This window comes from Breoghania sp. L-A4 (assembly GCF_003432385.1).
Taxonomy (GTDB): domain Bacteria; phylum Pseudomonadota; class Alphaproteobacteria; order Rhizobiales; family Stappiaceae; genus Breoghania.
The window spans coordinates 131,096-144,981 of record NZ_CP031841.1; the positions used below are offsets into that span (position 1 = coordinate 131,096).

At 65.2% G+C, this 13,886-nt stretch carries 14 protein-coding genes; 7 read left to right on the top strand and 7 right to left on the bottom strand.

Annotation, left to right across the window (positions count from 1 at the left end; genetic code table 11):
* Positions 1–106 precede the first annotated feature (106 nt).
* Both D1F64_RS00625 and D1F64_RS00630 read left to right on the top strand, forming a co-directional pair.
* Entirely contained in the window at positions 107–505 is a 399-nt protein-coding gene (locus D1F64_RS00625) for a DUF2852 domain-containing protein (RefSeq protein WP_117410832.1), read from the top strand.
* Between the two features lie 117 nt (positions 506–622).
* Positions 623–1,360: a SprT family zinc-dependent metalloprotease gene (locus D1F64_RS00630; RefSeq protein ID WP_117410833.1), complete on the top strand. Its 738-nt coding sequence runs from the start codon at positions 623–625 to the stop codon at positions 1,358–1,360.
* 231 nt (positions 1,361–1,591) lie between these two features.
* On the opposite strand, the gene typA is transcribed toward D1F64_RS00630, so the two are convergent.
* Positions 1,592–3,415 (bottom strand): translational GTPase TypA, encoded by a 1,824-nt coding sequence (gene typA / locus D1F64_RS00635; RefSeq protein WP_117410834.1) that lies wholly within the window; start codon positions 3,413–3,415, stop codon positions 1,592–1,594.
* A 181-nt stretch (positions 3,416–3,596) separates the two neighbouring features.
* Here typA and D1F64_RS00640 point away from each other — a divergent pair, with 181 nt between their 5' ends.
* Together D1F64_RS00640 and D1F64_RS00645 are read left to right on the top strand one after the other, a co-directional pair.
* Positions 3,597–4,079, top strand: a complete 483-nt coding sequence (locus tag D1F64_RS00640; protein ID WP_205470596.1) for a MarR family transcriptional regulator — start codon at positions 3,597–3,599, stop codon at positions 4,077–4,079.
* Positions 4,076–5,302, top strand: a complete 1,227-nt coding sequence (locus D1F64_RS00645) for a multidrug effflux MFS transporter (protein WP_117410836.1) — start codon at positions 4,076–4,078, stop codon at positions 5,300–5,302. The genes D1F64_RS00640 and D1F64_RS00645 overlap by 4 nt, the downstream gene beginning before the upstream one ends.
* Before the next feature lie 180 nt (positions 5,303–5,482).
* Here the strand turns inward: D1F64_RS00645 and D1F64_RS00650 are convergent, their stop codons facing one another.
* A complete protein-coding gene (locus D1F64_RS00650) occupies positions 5,483–7,066 on the bottom strand; it encodes an alkaline phosphatase D family protein (RefSeq protein WP_117410837.1) in 1,584 nt (527 codons plus the stop codon).
* A 287-nt stretch (positions 7,067–7,353) separates the two neighbouring features.
* Here D1F64_RS00650 and folP point away from each other — a divergent pair, with 287 nt between their 5' ends.
* Positions 7,354–8,190: a dihydropteroate synthase gene (gene folP / locus D1F64_RS00655; RefSeq protein ID WP_205470597.1), complete on the top strand. Its 837-nt coding sequence runs from the start codon at positions 7,354–7,356 to the stop codon at positions 8,188–8,190.
* Positions 8,187–8,687 carry a 2-amino-4-hydroxy-6-hydroxymethyldihydropteridine diphosphokinase gene (gene folK, locus D1F64_RS00660; RefSeq protein ID WP_346432286.1) on the top strand — a complete coding sequence of 167 codons (501 nt, stop codon included), beginning with the start codon at positions 8,187–8,189 and terminating at the stop codon, positions 8,685–8,687. The genes folP and folK overlap by 4 nt, the downstream gene beginning before the upstream one ends.
* On the opposite strand, the gene D1F64_RS00665 is transcribed toward folK, so the two are convergent.
* Together D1F64_RS00665 and D1F64_RS00670 are read right to left on the bottom strand one after the other, a co-directional pair.
* A complete protein-coding gene (locus D1F64_RS00665; RefSeq protein WP_117410838.1) occupies positions 8,680–9,153 on the bottom strand; it encodes a TspO/MBR family protein in 474 nt (157 codons plus the stop codon). The genes folK and D1F64_RS00665 overlap by 8 nt on opposite strands.
* Before the next feature lie 57 nt (positions 9,154–9,210).
* Positions 9,211–9,975 (bottom strand): ferredoxin, encoded by a 765-nt coding sequence (locus D1F64_RS00670; RefSeq protein ID WP_205470598.1) that lies wholly within the window; start codon positions 9,973–9,975, stop codon positions 9,211–9,213.
* 163 nt (positions 9,976–10,138) lie between these two features.
* Here D1F64_RS00670 and D1F64_RS00675 point away from each other — a divergent pair, with 163 nt between their 5' ends.
* The gene (locus D1F64_RS00675; RefSeq protein WP_117410839.1) at positions 10,139–10,720 is read left to right on the top strand and encodes an acyloxyacyl hydrolase; all 582 of its coding nucleotides are present in this window, start codon (positions 10,139–10,141) and stop codon (positions 10,718–10,720) included.
* Positions 10,721–10,990: 270 nt separating this feature from the next.
* Here D1F64_RS00675 and D1F64_RS00680 read toward each other — a convergent pair whose 3' ends face one another.
* The 3 genes from D1F64_RS00680 to gloB all read right to left on the bottom strand — a co-directional run bounded on the left by D1F64_RS00680 (position 10,991) and on the right by gloB (position 13,684).
* The gene (locus D1F64_RS00680) at positions 10,991–12,211 is read right to left on the bottom strand and encodes an argininosuccinate synthase (RefSeq protein WP_117410840.1); all 1,221 of its coding nucleotides are present in this window, start codon (positions 12,209–12,211) and stop codon (positions 10,991–10,993) included.
* Between the two features lie 128 nt (positions 12,212–12,339).
* On the bottom strand, positions 12,340–12,786 hold the full coding sequence (locus D1F64_RS00685; RefSeq protein ID WP_117410841.1) for a cupin domain-containing protein: 447 nt from the start codon (positions 12,784–12,786) through the stop codon (positions 12,340–12,342).
* Positions 12,787–12,910: 124 nt separating this feature from the next.
* Positions 12,911–13,684 (bottom strand): hydroxyacylglutathione hydrolase, encoded by a 774-nt coding sequence (gloB, locus tag D1F64_RS00690; protein ID WP_117410842.1) that lies wholly within the window; start codon positions 13,682–13,684, stop codon positions 12,911–12,913.
* Positions 13,685–13,886 lie beyond the last annotated feature (202 nt).

Sequence of the window (13,886 nt, forward strand, 5' to 3'; positions counted from 1 at the left end):
CGGATGGCGGTGTTGCGCCGATTGTGATCGCGCCTGTCTTGAATCCATGACGCGCCCAACCCACGTTTCATCCGGGCCGGGCTATTTGGGAAGGACAGGAAGGACGATGACAACTTGTGCTGCGATACGTCCCGCGTGGACGCCCCTGACCATCGGCCTGATGGTGTTGGGTTTCGTGTTGTTCTGGCCGCTTGGGCTGGCGATGCTCGCCTATATTCTCTGGGGCGACCGCTTCCAGGACATGGCGCGCGACGCGCGCGAGCAGTTCCGCGGGCCGTTGCGGTCCATGAACGCCGCCTATGAGGGCTACGCCAACACCGGCAATGTGGCCTTTGACGAATACCGGGCGCGCGAGATGAAGCGGCTTGAGGAAGAACGCCGCAAGCTCGACGAGATGCGCGCCGAGTTCGACAGCTTCTTGCGCAATCTGCGCATGGCCAAGGACCAGGAAGAGTTCGACCGCTTCATGCGCACGCGCACCACCGACGGCACACCCGGGGCATAAGCTCCCGGCACGTGCTTTCAGAAACGAGGCCCGCGCGCCGGCGCGGGCCTCGTCTTTTTGCGGCTGATCTGACAGGCTGCGTCCGCTGGATTGGCCCCCGAATCATGATGTCCGCCGATGAACTTCCTTGCCCGCCGCAGGCCTGACGATCCCGATCATCTGACGCTCGACATTGACGGGCGCGCGGTGCGCATCACCTTGAAGCGAAACCCGCGGGCCACCCGCTACAGCCTGCGCATTCCCGCCAGCGGCGGCGATCCGGTGCTTAGCATGCCGGCCCGGGGCTCGCTCTCGGCGGCGCGCGAGTTTGCCGCCCGCAACGGGGGTTGGCTATCGGAAAAACTCGCCCGCGTCCCGAAGCCGATTGTCTTTGCCGCGGGTATCGAGATCCCGTTGCGCGATGTGGCGCATCTGATTGCGGCCGGTGGCGCGCAGCGCGGCACCGTGCATCTGGCGGAGGACGACGACCAGCCGCGGATCGTGGTGCCCGGTGGCGAGGACCATCTCGCCCGCCGCCTCACGGACTGGCTGAAGCGCGAGGCGCGCGCCGACCTGGGCGAGGCGGTTGCACGGCACGCCACCAATCTCGGGCGCAAACCCACAGGCATCACGGTGCGCGACACCCGTTCTCGCTGGGGCTCATGCTCGTCGAGCGGCAAGCTGTCGTTCTCCTGGAGGCTGGTGCTGGCGCCGCCGGAGATTCTCGACTATGTGGCCGCGCACGAGGTGGCGCATCTGGCGGAAATGAACCACTCGGACCGTTTCTGGCGGGTCACCGAGGGGCTGTTTCCCGGGACGCCGCGCGCGCGCCAATGGCTGCGCGATCACGGCATGCAGCTACACCGCTACGGCTGAGGCAAGATCCGAAGAAGTTCCCTCACCCCGGCCCTCTCCCCGCCGGGGAGAGGGTGCGGATACGGTGGGGTCCTTCTTGGAGTGAGTGCGGTGCATCTTCCCTTCTCCCCTTGGGGAGAAGGTGGCGCGTCAGCGCCGGATGAGGGGGACGCCCCGCATGGCTGACAATCAACAAAAAACGCCGGCCAGGTTTCCCGGGCCGGCGTTCTTGTCTTGATCAAGTCGTCGAGATCAGGCCGCGGTCTTCTTGGCACGCGAGGCCTTCTTGCGATCGTTGGGATCCAGGATCGCCTTGCGCAGGCGGATCGACTTGGGCGTCACCTCGACCAGCTCGTCATCGGCGATATAGGACAGCGCCGCCTCGAGGCTGAGCTTCTTCGGCGTGGTCAGCTTGACCGCCTCGTCCTTGCCGGACGCGCGCATGTTGGTGAGCTGCTTGCCCTTGATCGGGTTCACTTCCAGATCGTTGCCGCGCGTGTGCTCGCCGACGATCATGCCCTCGTAAACCGTCGTGCCCGGATCGACGATCATCGGGCCGCGGTCTTCCAGGTTCCACAGGGCGAAGGCCGAGGTCTCGCCGTTGGAATTGGAGATCAGCACGCCGGTGTTGCGGCTGGGAATATCGCCCTTGTAAGGCGCGTATTCATGGAACAGACGGTTGAAGATCGCCGTGCCGCGGGTGTCTGAGAGCAGTTCCGACTGATAGCCGATAAGACCGCGCGTCGGCGCGTAGAACACCAGACGGGTGCGGCCGCCCCCGGACGGGCGCATCTCGATCAGATCGGCCTTGCGCTCGGACAGTTTCTGCACGACGGCGCCGGAGAACTCGTCGTCGACATCGATGATGACTTCCTCGATCGGCTCCAGCGTCTTGCCGGCGTCATCGGTCTGGAATACCACGCGCGGACGTCCGACGCAGAGCTCGAAACCCTCGCGGCGCATGTTCTCGATGAGAATGGCGAGCTGCAATTCGCCGCGGCCTGCCACGACAAAGGCATCCGCATCTGCCGCGTCCTCGATCTTCAGCGCGACGTTGCCCTCGGCTTCGGCGTGGAGGCGGGCGCGGATGATGCGGCTTTGAACCTTGTCGCCTTCCTTGCCCGAAAGCGGACCGTTGTTGACGCGGAACGTCATCGACAGGGTCGGCGGATCGATCGGCTGCGCCTTCAGCGGCACGGTGACGTCCATTGCGCACAGCGTGTCGGCGACGGTGGCCGTCTGCATGCCGGCGATGGAAATGATGTCGCCGGCCTCGGCCGAGTCGACCGGCTCGCGGTCAAGGCCGCGGAACGACAGCACCTTGGAGATGCGGCCGGTCTCGACGGTCTTGCCGTCATAGGACAGCGCCTTGATCGGCATGTTCGGGATCGCCGTGCCGGAGACGATGCGCCCGGTCAGGATGCGGCCCAGGAACTGGTTCGCCTGGATCGTCGTCACCAGCATGCGGAATGAGCCTTCCTCGGCGGCCGGAGGCGCGACGCGGTCGAGCACCATGTCGAAGAGAGCGTCCATCGACGGTACGGCGGGAGCTTGCGTTTCCGTCGACATCCAGCCCTGCTTGGCCGAGCCGTAGAGAACCGGGAAATCGAGCTGCTCCTCGTTGGCGTCGAGATTGGCGAATAGATCGAAGATCTCGTCGAGCACTTCGTCGGCGCGCTGGTCGGACTTGTCGATCTTGTTGATGGCGACGATCGGCTTCAGGCCCAGCTTCAGCGCCTTGCCGAGCACGAATTTGGTCTGCGGCATCGGGCCCTCGGAGGCGTCGACAAGGATGATCACGCCGTCGACCATGTGCAGGATGCGCTCAACCTCGCCGCCGAAGTCGGCGTGGCCCGGGGTATCGACGATGTTGATGCGGGTGTCCTTCCACAACAGCGACGTCACCTTGGCGAGAATGGTAATGCCTCGCTCACGCTCCAAATCGTTGCTGTCCATCATCCGCTCTTCCGTGTGCTGGTTTTCGCGGAAGGAGCCGGACTGCTTCAGCAGGACGTCGATGAGAGTCGTCTTGCCGTGATCGACGTGGGCGATGATGGCGATATTGCGGAGTTTCATGAGAACCGATCCAAAAAAGACACCGCGGGCCTTGGGGACCCGCGGTTGAATTGCGCGCTTTATATAGTGCGAACGTTACAATTGTGCAATGCAGCTAATTTCCCTACGTCGCCTTGACAGTTCCGAAACGTGCGCGATAGTTAATAAGGAGACCTTATTTTATGGGGATCTGATGAAATCCATGACGAAAGACCGCTCCATCGGCTTCCTGATCGGAGACGTCTCCCGGATGATGCGCCGGGAGTTCGAGACCGTGCTGAGCAAGGCCGGCACCGGCCGGACCATCGGCGAGGCGCGCACGCTCGCCTTCGTGCGCCGTTTTCCAGGGCTCCGGCAGACCGCGCTGGCCGAGCGTCTCGGTGTCGAGCCGATGACGCTTGTGGGTTATCTTGACCCGCTTGAATCCGCCGGCCTGATCGAGCGCCGCCCCGACCGCAGTGACCGCCGCGCCAAGCTCGTCTTTCTGACCGATGCGGCGAGCCCGGTGATGACCCGTATCGACGGCGCGATCATCGCCGTGCGTAACCGGGCGCTCGCCGGCTTCGCGCCCGAGGACGTGGAGCGGGCCTATCAGTTGCTTGAGACCATCCAGGGCAATTTGCAGGCGGACGCCTGCGCGACCGACGATGCCGAGAACCAGAATTCCAGGGAAAGCGCTGCATGACGGGAATACTCACGCCGCTGATGAGCCACAGGCGTACGTCGATCATCGGAGCGGCGCTTGTCGCGATCGGACCCATCACAATGGCGCTCTACACCCCCGCCATGCCGGTGCTGGCCGATGTGTTCGGCACCTCGGTGTCAATGATCAAGCTGACGCTGACGGCTTATTTCCTGGGCTTCGCGGTCACCCAGCTCGTCTGCGGTCCGCTGTCGGACGCGTTTGGCCGCAGGCCGGTGACCCTGGCCTTCCTGACGCTGTATCTGATCGCCAGCGCATTGGCCGCTTTCGCGCCAACCATCGAATGGATGCTCGCGGCGCGCGGGTTGCAGGGGGTGGGCGCGGCCGTCGGCATTGCCGTCTCCCGCGCCATCGTGCGCGATCAGTACACCGGCCAGACCTCGGCGCGAATCATGAACACCATCGCCATGATGCTGGCGCTGGGCCCGGCCCTGTCGCCGACCATCGGCGGGTTGACGCTGGAACTGTTCGGCTGGCGCGAGATCTTCCTGTTCATGATCCTCTATGGCGTCGTGCTGGCCGCGGCGGTCATCTTCTGGCTGCCGGAGACCAACGTGCATATCGATCGCGGGCGTATTCGTCCCTCGCGGCTGATCACAAACTACACCATCGTCCTGCAGGACCCGCGCTTCCTGCGGCCGACGCTGCTCGTCGGCTGCACGCTGGGCTCCATCTATTCGATGGCGACCATCATTCCCTTCGTCATCATCGATCATGTGGGCCTGTCTCCGGCGCAATTCGGCTTCGGCATGATGATCCAGTCCGCGTCGTTCATAACCGGCACCATCGTGACTGCGCGGTTGCTGGCGAAACTGGACGCGCAGCGGCTGATGCCGATCGGCGTGGCCGGCATGCTGCTGGCGGCGTGCGCCACGGCGGTGCTGCTCGGCGGATGGGAGCCCACATTCCTCAGTGTCATGGGACCGATCGGCATGTTCGCCTTCTCCCTGGCGCTGGTGCTCCCGTTCTGCACCACCTCGGCTCTGGAATCCTTTCCGACCATGGCGGGCGCGGCGTCGGCGCTGATGGGCTTCATCCAGTTCGGCGGCGGCTTCCTGGGCTCTATGGCGGCTGCGGCCGTCGGCAATCCCGTGCTCGCCATGGCGACCGTCATTCCCGCGATGCAGGTTCTCGGCGTCGCGATCTATTTTGGTCTCGGTGTGAAGGCGCGCCGCGCGGCTGCAGCGGCGGCGCTCGTGCGCTGAGCAGCACGCGCCCGATGCGAAGTGAAAAAGGCGGAGCGCTTGCGCGCTCCGCCCTGAGCTTGATGACAAGACTCATACCCCTCGATCGTCATCCTCGGCCTTGTGCCGAGGATCCATGTTTTCAATGAGTTATAGATGGCCGGGACACGCCCGGCCATGACGAGGGAGGGATCTTTCGGCTCAGCCGCGGCGCACTGGATCCAGCGTCACGGTGAACAGCTCCGCGTCGTCGCGGTCCATCAGCCGCACCGTGAGCTGCTCGCTGGCGCCGTCGATGTCGACCAGGCCGAAGAACTGCAGACCCATGGAGGGGGGCAGGTTGGCGCCCTGCTCCTCGGTCGGCGCCTTGACGTATTTCAGCTCCGGGCCAAACGTCATGTCGAGATCGTTGGGGCCGAAGGTGCCCGCGTGCAGCGGGCCGGAGACGAATTCCCAGAACGGCTTGAAGTCCTGGAACTGCGCCTTGTCCGGGTTGTAGTAATGCGCCGCCGTGTAATGTACGTCCGCCGTCAGCCACACGATGTTGTCGATATCCGCGCTCTTGATGAAGCGCAGCAGGTCGGCGAATTCCAGTTCGCGGCCCTTGGCCGGACCGTTGTCGCCGTTCGCCACCGCTTCGGACCACTTCTGGTCCTGCCATTTGTCCCAGACCACCAGCCCGATCGGCATGTCGCAGGCAATGACCTTCCAGGTGGCGCGCGAGTTGACGAGTTCGCGCTTCAGCCACGCCATCTGCTCGGCGCCCAGGATGCGCGAGGCGTTGGTGATTTCGTCTTCCATGTTGTCGCCGTTCGCGCCGCGGTAGCTGCGCAGATCGAGGAAGAACACATCGACCAGCGGCCCGTAGGGGATCTTGCGGTAGACCCGGCCCGGCTCGGCCGGGGCGTAGGAGATCGGCGTCATCTCGTGGAAGGAGCGCGCGGCGCGGGCAGCCAGAAGCTGCACGTTCTTCTCGGTGTAGCGCTCGTCGTCGGACAGGTTCTTGGCCGCCGACCAGTTGTTGACCACCTCATGGTCGTCCCACTGGAAGAACGTCGGCACGGTGGCGTTGAACGCGCGCACGTTGTCGTCCATCAGGTTGTATTTCCACTGGCCGCGGTATTCCTCCAGCGTCTCGGCGACCTTGGATTTCTCTTCCGTGAGGATATTGGTCCAGGTGGTGCCGTCCTTCAGTTCCACGCTCTCCTTCAGCGGACCGTCGGCATAGATGGTGTCGCCGGAGTGGATGAAGAAGTCGGGATCGTGCTTGGCCATGGTGGCGTAGGTCTTCATGCCGCCGCTGGCCTTGTCGATGCCCCAGCCCTGGCCGGCGGTGTCGCCGGACCAGGCGAAGCGGACCGAGCGGCGCGAGGCGGGCGCCGTACGGAAGCGGCCCACGGAGGGTTCCGACACCGCATTGGCGTCGTTCAGGTCGGCCATGGTGATCCGGTAGAAGATCTCCTGGTCCGACGGCAGGTTCTCGAGCAGCCGCTTGGCGGTGAAATCGCTGCCGGGCAGCACATTGAGCGGCGCGAGGCGGGTTGCGTTGGCGAAGCTCTCGGTGGTCGAGACATCGACCAGCATCCGCGCCGGCCGGTCGGCGCGCGACCAGATCATGCCCGACGACGTGCTGACGTCGCCCGACTGCAGGCCGTGGGTGATCACGGGACGGGTGGCGGCGCGGCTGATGGCGGGCATCGCGAGACCGGCGACGCCGGTCATGCTTGCGGTAACCAGGCCGGTTGCGGCGGAGGATTTCAGAAACGAACGGCGGGACAGGCGCATGAATGGAGTCTCCCTCTCCGGGACTTGACAGAAATGGCGATGAGCCTTGGCGAGGTCGCCACCCTGCCGTGCCTCCATGACATTCGTGCTTCACGAAAATGACAGTCGCGGGAATTTTTGATGACGGTGCAACAGTCCTTCGCCCTTGACCGGACGGGCCATTCCGGCGCATCACCGAGCTGCCGGCGGCGGGTCCTTCGCCGCCAAGGCGGGCGTCGCGCCCCGGCCGGCGTGTGTGCGTTTGTGTGGTTCGCTCTGGACGCACGGTGATCTGGGACTGCCTCACCATGACCCGCATTCTTTCCCTTGGCCCGCTGCACCATGCGCTCGGCACGCGCACGCTGGTGATGGGCATCCTCAACGTCACGCCGGACTCGTTTTCCGACGGCGGGTTGCATGACGCGCCCGAACGCGCGCTGCGCCATGCCCGGGCGATGATCGAGGAAGGCGCGGATATCATCGATGTCGGCGGCGAGAGCACGCGGCCCGGCGCCACGGAAGTGGCCGCGCAGGAAGAGTGCGACCGCGTGCTGCCGGTGCTCGATCTGCTGGCGCCGCTGGGCGCGGTGGTTTCCATCGACACCTACAAGGCCGATGTGGCCGCCGCCGCGTTGGCCCGTGGCGCGCATGTGGTCAACGACGTCTGCGGATTGCAGCGCGATCCCGGCATGGCCGATGTGGTGGCGCAAGCCGGGGTGCCGGTCGTCGTCATGCATGTGCGGCGTGAGGTCGATCCGGAGATCGATATCGTCGATGACATCCACCGCTCCTTCGAGCGCAGCCTCGAGATCGCCTCGGCGGCGGGAATTCCCTCCGAGCGGGTGATCCTCGATCCGGGCCTCGGCTTCGGCAAGACCATGGCGCAGAACCACGTGATCCTGCGCGAGTTCAAAGCCTTCAGGCGGCACGGCTGCGCGCTCTTCGCCGGCGCCTCGCGCAAGCGGTTTATCGGCGCGCTGACGGGACGCGCGGACGCGGAGGACCGCATGGCGGGATCGCTGGCGGCGCATGTGCTGGCGGTGGCCGGCGGCGCGGACATTGTTCGCGTGCACGACGTTCGCGAACATGTCGACGCGGTGCGCGTCGCGGATGCGGTCGTGCGCGGCACGGGAGATCAGCAGTGAGTGACGACACGCAGCCGATGCGCGCGGCCCTGGGCTTCGGCTCCAACATCGGCGACAAGCAGGCCTATCTGGAAGACGCCATCGCGCGGATTGATGCGACGCCGGAGATCACGCTCATCGCGCGGTCTTCTCTCTACCGCACCGAGCCGTGGGGCATCACGGACCAGGACTGGTTCCTCAACGCCTGCGCGTTGGTCGAAACGACCTTGTCCGCATCCGCGCTCCTGGCGCGCTGCCTCGAAGTCGAGCAGGAACTCGGACGGGTGCGCGATGTGCGCTGGGGCCCGCGCAAGATTGACATCGACGTGCTGGTCTTCGGCGACGCGCGGATCGACGCCGACGGACTGACGATCCCGCACCCGCGCATCCACGAGCGCGCCTTCGTTCTGGTGCCGCTCGCCGAAATCTGGCCCGGCGCGCCGGTTGGCGCGGGTCTGACGGCGGCCGGCGCGCTTAAAGACTGCCCGGACGTGGACGGCGTGACGCGGATCAGTTGAGAAACAGCAGTCCGGCATTCAACGCCGTGGCGAACGCCACCCAGGCGGCATAGGGCACGAACAGCGCCGCCGCCAGCCGGTCGACGGGTGCGCCGCGGCCGATGAACGCCACGATCGCCAGCAGCAGCGCGATGATGATCGCCAGTCCGGTTGCCAGCGAGTGCACCGTGAACACCACCGGACTCCAGCTCAGGTTCAACGCCATTTGCGCCGCCCAGGCGGCCATGGCGGCGCCCGCGCCCGGTGTTTCCGCCGCCCGCGCCCGCCAGATGCGCCAGCCGGCGATGCCGATCAGCACGTAAAGGATCGTCCACGCCGGGGCGAAGAGCCAGTCCGGCGGCGTAAACGCCGGTTTTTCAAGCCCCGCATACCAGGCGCCGGGAAGATTGGTGGCGCCGATGAACAGGCCGCCGCCAAGGGAGAGTACGAGAAAAAAGGCAAGCGACAGCCAGTCGCGTTTGGTCATGAGAGGTCCACCTGGTTCGGATTTGCGAGGAATCGGATGTGCCCGGACACCCTGCGGTCATCGGAAGAGTTCCACAAAGCTGCGCATGTGATGGCGCGCCTGCTCCGGGGTTTGCGTGAACTCCGCGCCATGCGGACAGGCGAGGCGCGCCATGCAGCCGAGGATACAGCCCGCGTCTCCCGCATGATCGCGCATGAGGCGGGCATGGCACAGGGGCACGTCATAGGCGGTCGGCGTCAGCGCGCCGGCGGGGCAGGCCGCGATGCAGGGTTTTTCCGTGCAGCTCTCGCATGGCCCGGCGACCCCGTTCATCCTGAAGGTCCCGAAGCGTTCGGTTGAGACGAAGGCCGCGCGAAACGCCGCCCACGGGCCATAGATCTCATGCGCCAGCACGCCCATGGGCGCGCGCGAGAACCCGCCGGCGCGCAGCGCCCAGCCCTGGAACGGGTGATAGGGCGGGCCGTCAAAGGGGAACAGCGGGGTAAATCCGAAGTGGGCGGCAATGGCGCTCAGCACGCGCCGGGTGAAGCGGTCGAGCGGATTACCGGCGCCGTCCGCGTATTCCGGCGACGCGGAAAAGCGCTGCCAAAGGGCGGGTCCCGCATTGCCGATCAGCAGCAGGGTCCGCGCCGGCGCACCGCCTTGGGCGGGGACGGAATCATCCGCGCGCGGATGAAAGCCCCCGAGTGCGAGAAATCCCGCCCCGGCGAGCCGTTTGGAAAGCCGTGTCGCGTCACTCAGGTGCATGGCCGCCATTTGCTTTTTCTGTTTTTCATGTGTGTCCATGCGCGCGGCGGGACCGCGCATCTGTCTGCTGGTCATGCAATTATCTGAAAAGCGTGTTGCCTCGGCCACAGCCTGCCAGCAAATGACCATATGGCAAAGCCGTCGCGGCGATTCCGTACCTGCACGGTTGCACAACACGGTCCTCTTGGGGAATATGGCGCCAATGAGATGAAATCGTCCGAAAGGCGTCACGCGAATCATGAAGATTTTTGGTTCCGGCATTTTGCTGTCGGCAATGCTTGCCTTTGCGGGTGCTCAAGGGGCGAACGCCGCCGATTACGCTGCGGATATTCCCGGCGCCGCTCCCGTGATCCCGCAGTGGGAGGTGCGCGTCGGCGGGCTTTTCCACGACACGATGAACCGCGAATCCGGCGTTGATATCAACGCGGAAGTTCTCAGCCGCTGGGGCGCCTTCGCCTTCACGGTGCCGTTCGTCAACACCCCGGCGATGCTGCGGCCGCATCTGGGCGCCAATCTCAATCTCTCCGGTGACACCTCCATGGTCTACGCGGGCTACAGCCTGACTGTGGACGTGACCGACCGCCTGTTTATCGAGGGCAGCTTCGGCGGCATGGCGCACAACGGCAACACCCAGGTCGGCAATCCGGACAAGCTGGCCTTGGGGTGCAATGTGATGTTCCGCGAATCCGCCGCCCTCGGCGTCCGCGTCACCGACCGGATGAACGTCTCGGCCATCATCGAGCATTCGTCGAACAACGGGTATTGCAACGCCAACAACGGCCTGACCAACGTCGGCGTGCGGCTTGGCTACACCTACTGAGCGAGATCGGCTGACCGGATTGTTCGCCATAACCGACCATCCTTCGAGACGCCGTCTTTGACGGCTCCTCAGGATGAGGTCTGGTAAGGTATTGTTTCAAGAGAGCTTTCCACACGACACTCCTCATCCTGAGGAGGGCGCGGCGCGCCCGTCTCGAAGGATGGGCGGCTTGCTTCTGCACTCAGGTGAGGCAAGGGCGGCGTGATTCATGAAAAACCCGCCCGCCGGTCTTCCGGGGGCGGGTTTTTTGTTTCCAAGCGCGCAGCCGCCTCAGCCGCGGCGGTCGCGGGCGGCCAGCGTGCGCAGGCGCAGGGCGTTCAGCTTGATGAAGCCGGCCGCGTCCTTCTGGTCGTAGGCGCCGGCGTCGTCCTCGAACGTCACCAGTTCCTCCGAATACAGCGAGTTCTCCGACTGGCGGCCGGTGACGATGACGTTGCCCTTGTAGAGTTTCAGCCGCACGGTGCCGGCGACCTTCGCCTGTGACTTGTCGATGGCCGCCTGCAGCATCTCGCGCTCGGGCGAGAACCAGAAGCCGTTGTAGATCAGCTCCGCGTAGCGCGGCATCAGCTCGTCCTTGAGGTGCGCGGCGCCCCGGTCCAGCGTGATGGATTCCATCGTACGGTGCGCGGTCAGCAGGATGGTGCCGCCCGGCGTCTCGTAGACGCCGCGCGACTTCATGCCGACGAACCGGTTTTCCACCAGATCCAGCCGGCCGATGCCGTTGTCGCGGCCCAGGTCGTTGAGTTTCGCGAACAGGGTGGCCGCGGACATGTGCTCGCCGTTGAGCGACACGGCGTCGCCCTTCTCGAAATCGATCTCGATCTCGGTGGCCACGTCCGGTGCGTCCATCGGATCGACGGTGCGCTGATAGACGTAGGAGGGCGCCTCCTCCCAAGGGTCCTCGAGCACTTTGCCTTCCGAGGACGAGTGCAGCATGTTGGCGTCGACGGAGAACGGCGCCTCGCCGCGCTTGTCCTTGGGCACCGGGATCTGGTGCTTTTCGGCAAAATCCAGGAGGTCCGTGCGGCTCTTGAAGGTCCAGTCGCGCCACGGCGCGATCACCTTGATATTGGGGTTGAGCGCGTAGGCTGCGAGTTCGAAGCGCACCTGGTCATTGCCCTTGCCGGTGGCGCCATGCGCGATGGCGTCCGCGCCCGTCTCTTCCGCGATCTCGATCAGCCGCTTTGAGATCAGCGGCCGGGCGATCGACGTGCCGAGCAGATAGACGCCCTCATAGACGGCGTTGGCGCGGAACATCGGGAAGACGAAGTCGGAGATGAACTCCTCACGCAGGTCGTCGATGTGGATCTCCTTGATCCCCATCATCTCGGCCTTGCGGCGGGCCGGTTCCAGCTCCTCGCCCTGGCCGAGATCGGCGGTAAACGTCACCACCTCGCAGCCGTATTCCGTCTGCAGCCATTTCAGAATGATCGAGGTGTCGAGGCCGCCGGAATAGGCAAGCACCACCTTCTTGATGTCAGCGTGGGCCATGGAGGTCGTCCGATTCGTCCGTGTTTGTGAGGGGAGAATTCGAGTTGCGCGCAATTTAGCCAAGCGCGGCGCGAGCGCAAGGGAGGAAACCGTGCCGTGCGGTCAATTGGAGCCGGAAAACCGGCGGTTCAGGCCGGGCCCGGCTCCCATCCGTCGGGCGCCATCTCGAAGCCGGAAAATTCGAAGCCGGGCGACACCGTGCAGCCGGCCAGCGTCCATGCGCCGAGGGATTCCGCGCTTTGCCAGGCGTGCGGCGGCACGATCACCTGCGGCCTCTGGTCGTTGGCGATGTCGGGCCCCAGCGTGTGTTCCGCGACGTCCTGTCCGTCGGCGCTGATGCTCAGCGCGAGCGGCGCCCCGGCGTAGAAGTGCCACATTTCCGAGGCGTCGACCCGATGCCAGCGCGAAATCTCGCCGGCGGGCAGCAGATAGTAGATGGCGGTGCTAAGGGCGCGGCCATCCGTCTTGCCCCCGTCGCGGAAGGTTTCGCGGAAATAGCCGCCTTCGGGATGGCGCTGCAACTCCAGCCGGCGGACCATTTCGTCGGCGGAGAGGCCATAGAGAGGATCGGTCATCACGTTCTCCCGTAGCTGCTTTGTCCTTCATACCATGGAGGCGATGCATGGGCGTCGCGTTGCGGTCGATCAACACCGGCGCCGCCGGCGCGATGTTCCTGGCGCGCCGGACGGTCCGACGGGTTCAGAAATTGTCCTTCCGCCGCCGCACCTCGGCAAACACCTCGGCCGCCGAAGCGCCCGGCATGCCCACCGCCTTCTGGACGCCCGCGTCGCGGGCGCGCAGGAACGGATTGGTGGCGCGTTCGGCCGCCATTGTCGTCGGCAGCGTCGGCTTGTTCTGCGCGCGCAGCGCCTCGATGTCGCGGGCGCGGCTGATAAGTGCCTCGTTGTTGGGATCGACGCTCAAGGCAAACCGTGCGTTGGCCAGTGTGTATTCGTGGCCGCAGTAGACCTCGGTCTCCGGCGGCAGCATGCCGGCGAGCTTGTCGAGCGATTCCCACATCATCGCCGGCGTGCCCTCGAAGATGCGGCCGCAGCCCAATGCGAACAGCGTGTCGCCGGTGAACGCCACCGAGGCGTCGGGAATCCAGTAGGAAATCTGGTCCAGCGTGTGCCCTGGCGTTGCGATGCAATGCACGTTGTAGGGACCGAAGGCGAAGCGGTCGCCGTCGCGCACTGTCTGGTCCACATCGCCGATTTTCTCAGCGCTGTCCTCGGGCGCGATGACCTGCGCGCCGGTGGCGCTTTTCAGCGCCGAGAGACCCTGCGTGTGGTCGGCGTGATGATGGGTGATGAAGATATGGCTCAGCGTCCAGCCGCTGTCGGTCAGTTCCGCAAGCACCGTGCCCGCGTCCGGGACGTCAATCGCGGCCGTGGCGCCTGATTGCGGATCATGGATCAGAACGCCGAAGTTGTCGTTCAGACACGTGAACTGCCGGATCTCCAGCGGGGTCATGGCCTCTCCCTTCGTCCTGTCGAATATGCGTATGCAGGATTGTCCTTGCCTACCATTGTTGGGCAATGGTTGCCAGCGCGGAGCACGCGCACCGTGCCGGGCGGCCGGGTTTCGGCCGGAGATGCCGCCTGGCGCGCGGCGATGCATTTGGACCGTTGCATGCGCGCTGCCAAACGCGTTCAATCGGCTCCGCAACAACCAC

What these genes read in the sequence shown, in the direction of transcription:
- D1F64_RS00645 (WP_117410836.1), top strand. Translation starts at nt 4,076, where the DNA reads ATGACGGGAATACTCACGCCGCTGATGAGCCACAGGCGTACGTCGATC.
- D1F64_RS00625 (WP_117410832.1), top strand. Translation starts at nt 107, where the DNA reads ATGACAACTTGTGCTGCGATACGTCCCGCGTGGACGCCCCTGACCATC.
- D1F64_RS00650 (WP_117410837.1), bottom strand. Translation starts at nt 7,066, where the DNA reads ATGCGCCTGTCCCGCCGTTCGTTTCTGAAATCCTCCGCCGCAACCGGC.
- folP (WP_205470597.1), top strand. Translation starts at nt 7,354, where the DNA reads ATGACCCGCATTCTTTCCCTTGGCCCGCTGCACCATGCGCTCGGCACG.
- gloB (WP_117410842.1), bottom strand. Translation starts at nt 13,684, where the DNA reads ATGACCCCGCTGGAGATCCGGCAGTTCACGTGTCTGAACGACAACTTC.
- D1F64_RS00630 (WP_117410833.1), top strand. Translation starts at nt 623, where the DNA reads ATGAACTTCCTTGCCCGCCGCAGGCCTGACGATCCCGATCATCTGACG.
- typA (WP_117410834.1), bottom strand. Translation starts at nt 3,415, where the DNA reads ATGAAACTCCGCAATATCGCCATCATCGCCCACGTCGATCACGGCAAG.
- D1F64_RS00685 (WP_117410841.1), bottom strand. Translation starts at nt 12,786, where the DNA reads ATGACCGATCCTCTCTATGGCCTCTCCGCCGACGAAATGGTCCGCCGG.
- D1F64_RS00640 (WP_205470596.1), top strand. Translation starts at nt 3,597, where the DNA reads ATGACGAAAGACCGCTCCATCGGCTTCCTGATCGGAGACGTCTCCCGG.
- D1F64_RS00670 (WP_205470598.1), bottom strand. Translation starts at nt 9,975, where the DNA reads ATGACCAGCAGACAGATGCGCGGTCCCGCCGCGCGCATGGACACACAT.
- D1F64_RS00665 (WP_117410838.1), bottom strand. Translation starts at nt 9,153, where the DNA reads ATGACCAAACGCGACTGGCTGTCGCTTGCCTTTTTTCTCGTACTCTCC.
- D1F64_RS00680 (WP_117410840.1), bottom strand. Translation starts at nt 12,211, where the DNA reads ATGGCCCACGCTGACATCAAGAAGGTGGTGCTTGCCTATTCCGGCGGC.
- D1F64_RS00675 (WP_117410839.1), top strand. Translation starts at nt 10,139, where the DNA reads ATGAAGATTTTTGGTTCCGGCATTTTGCTGTCGGCAATGCTTGCCTTT.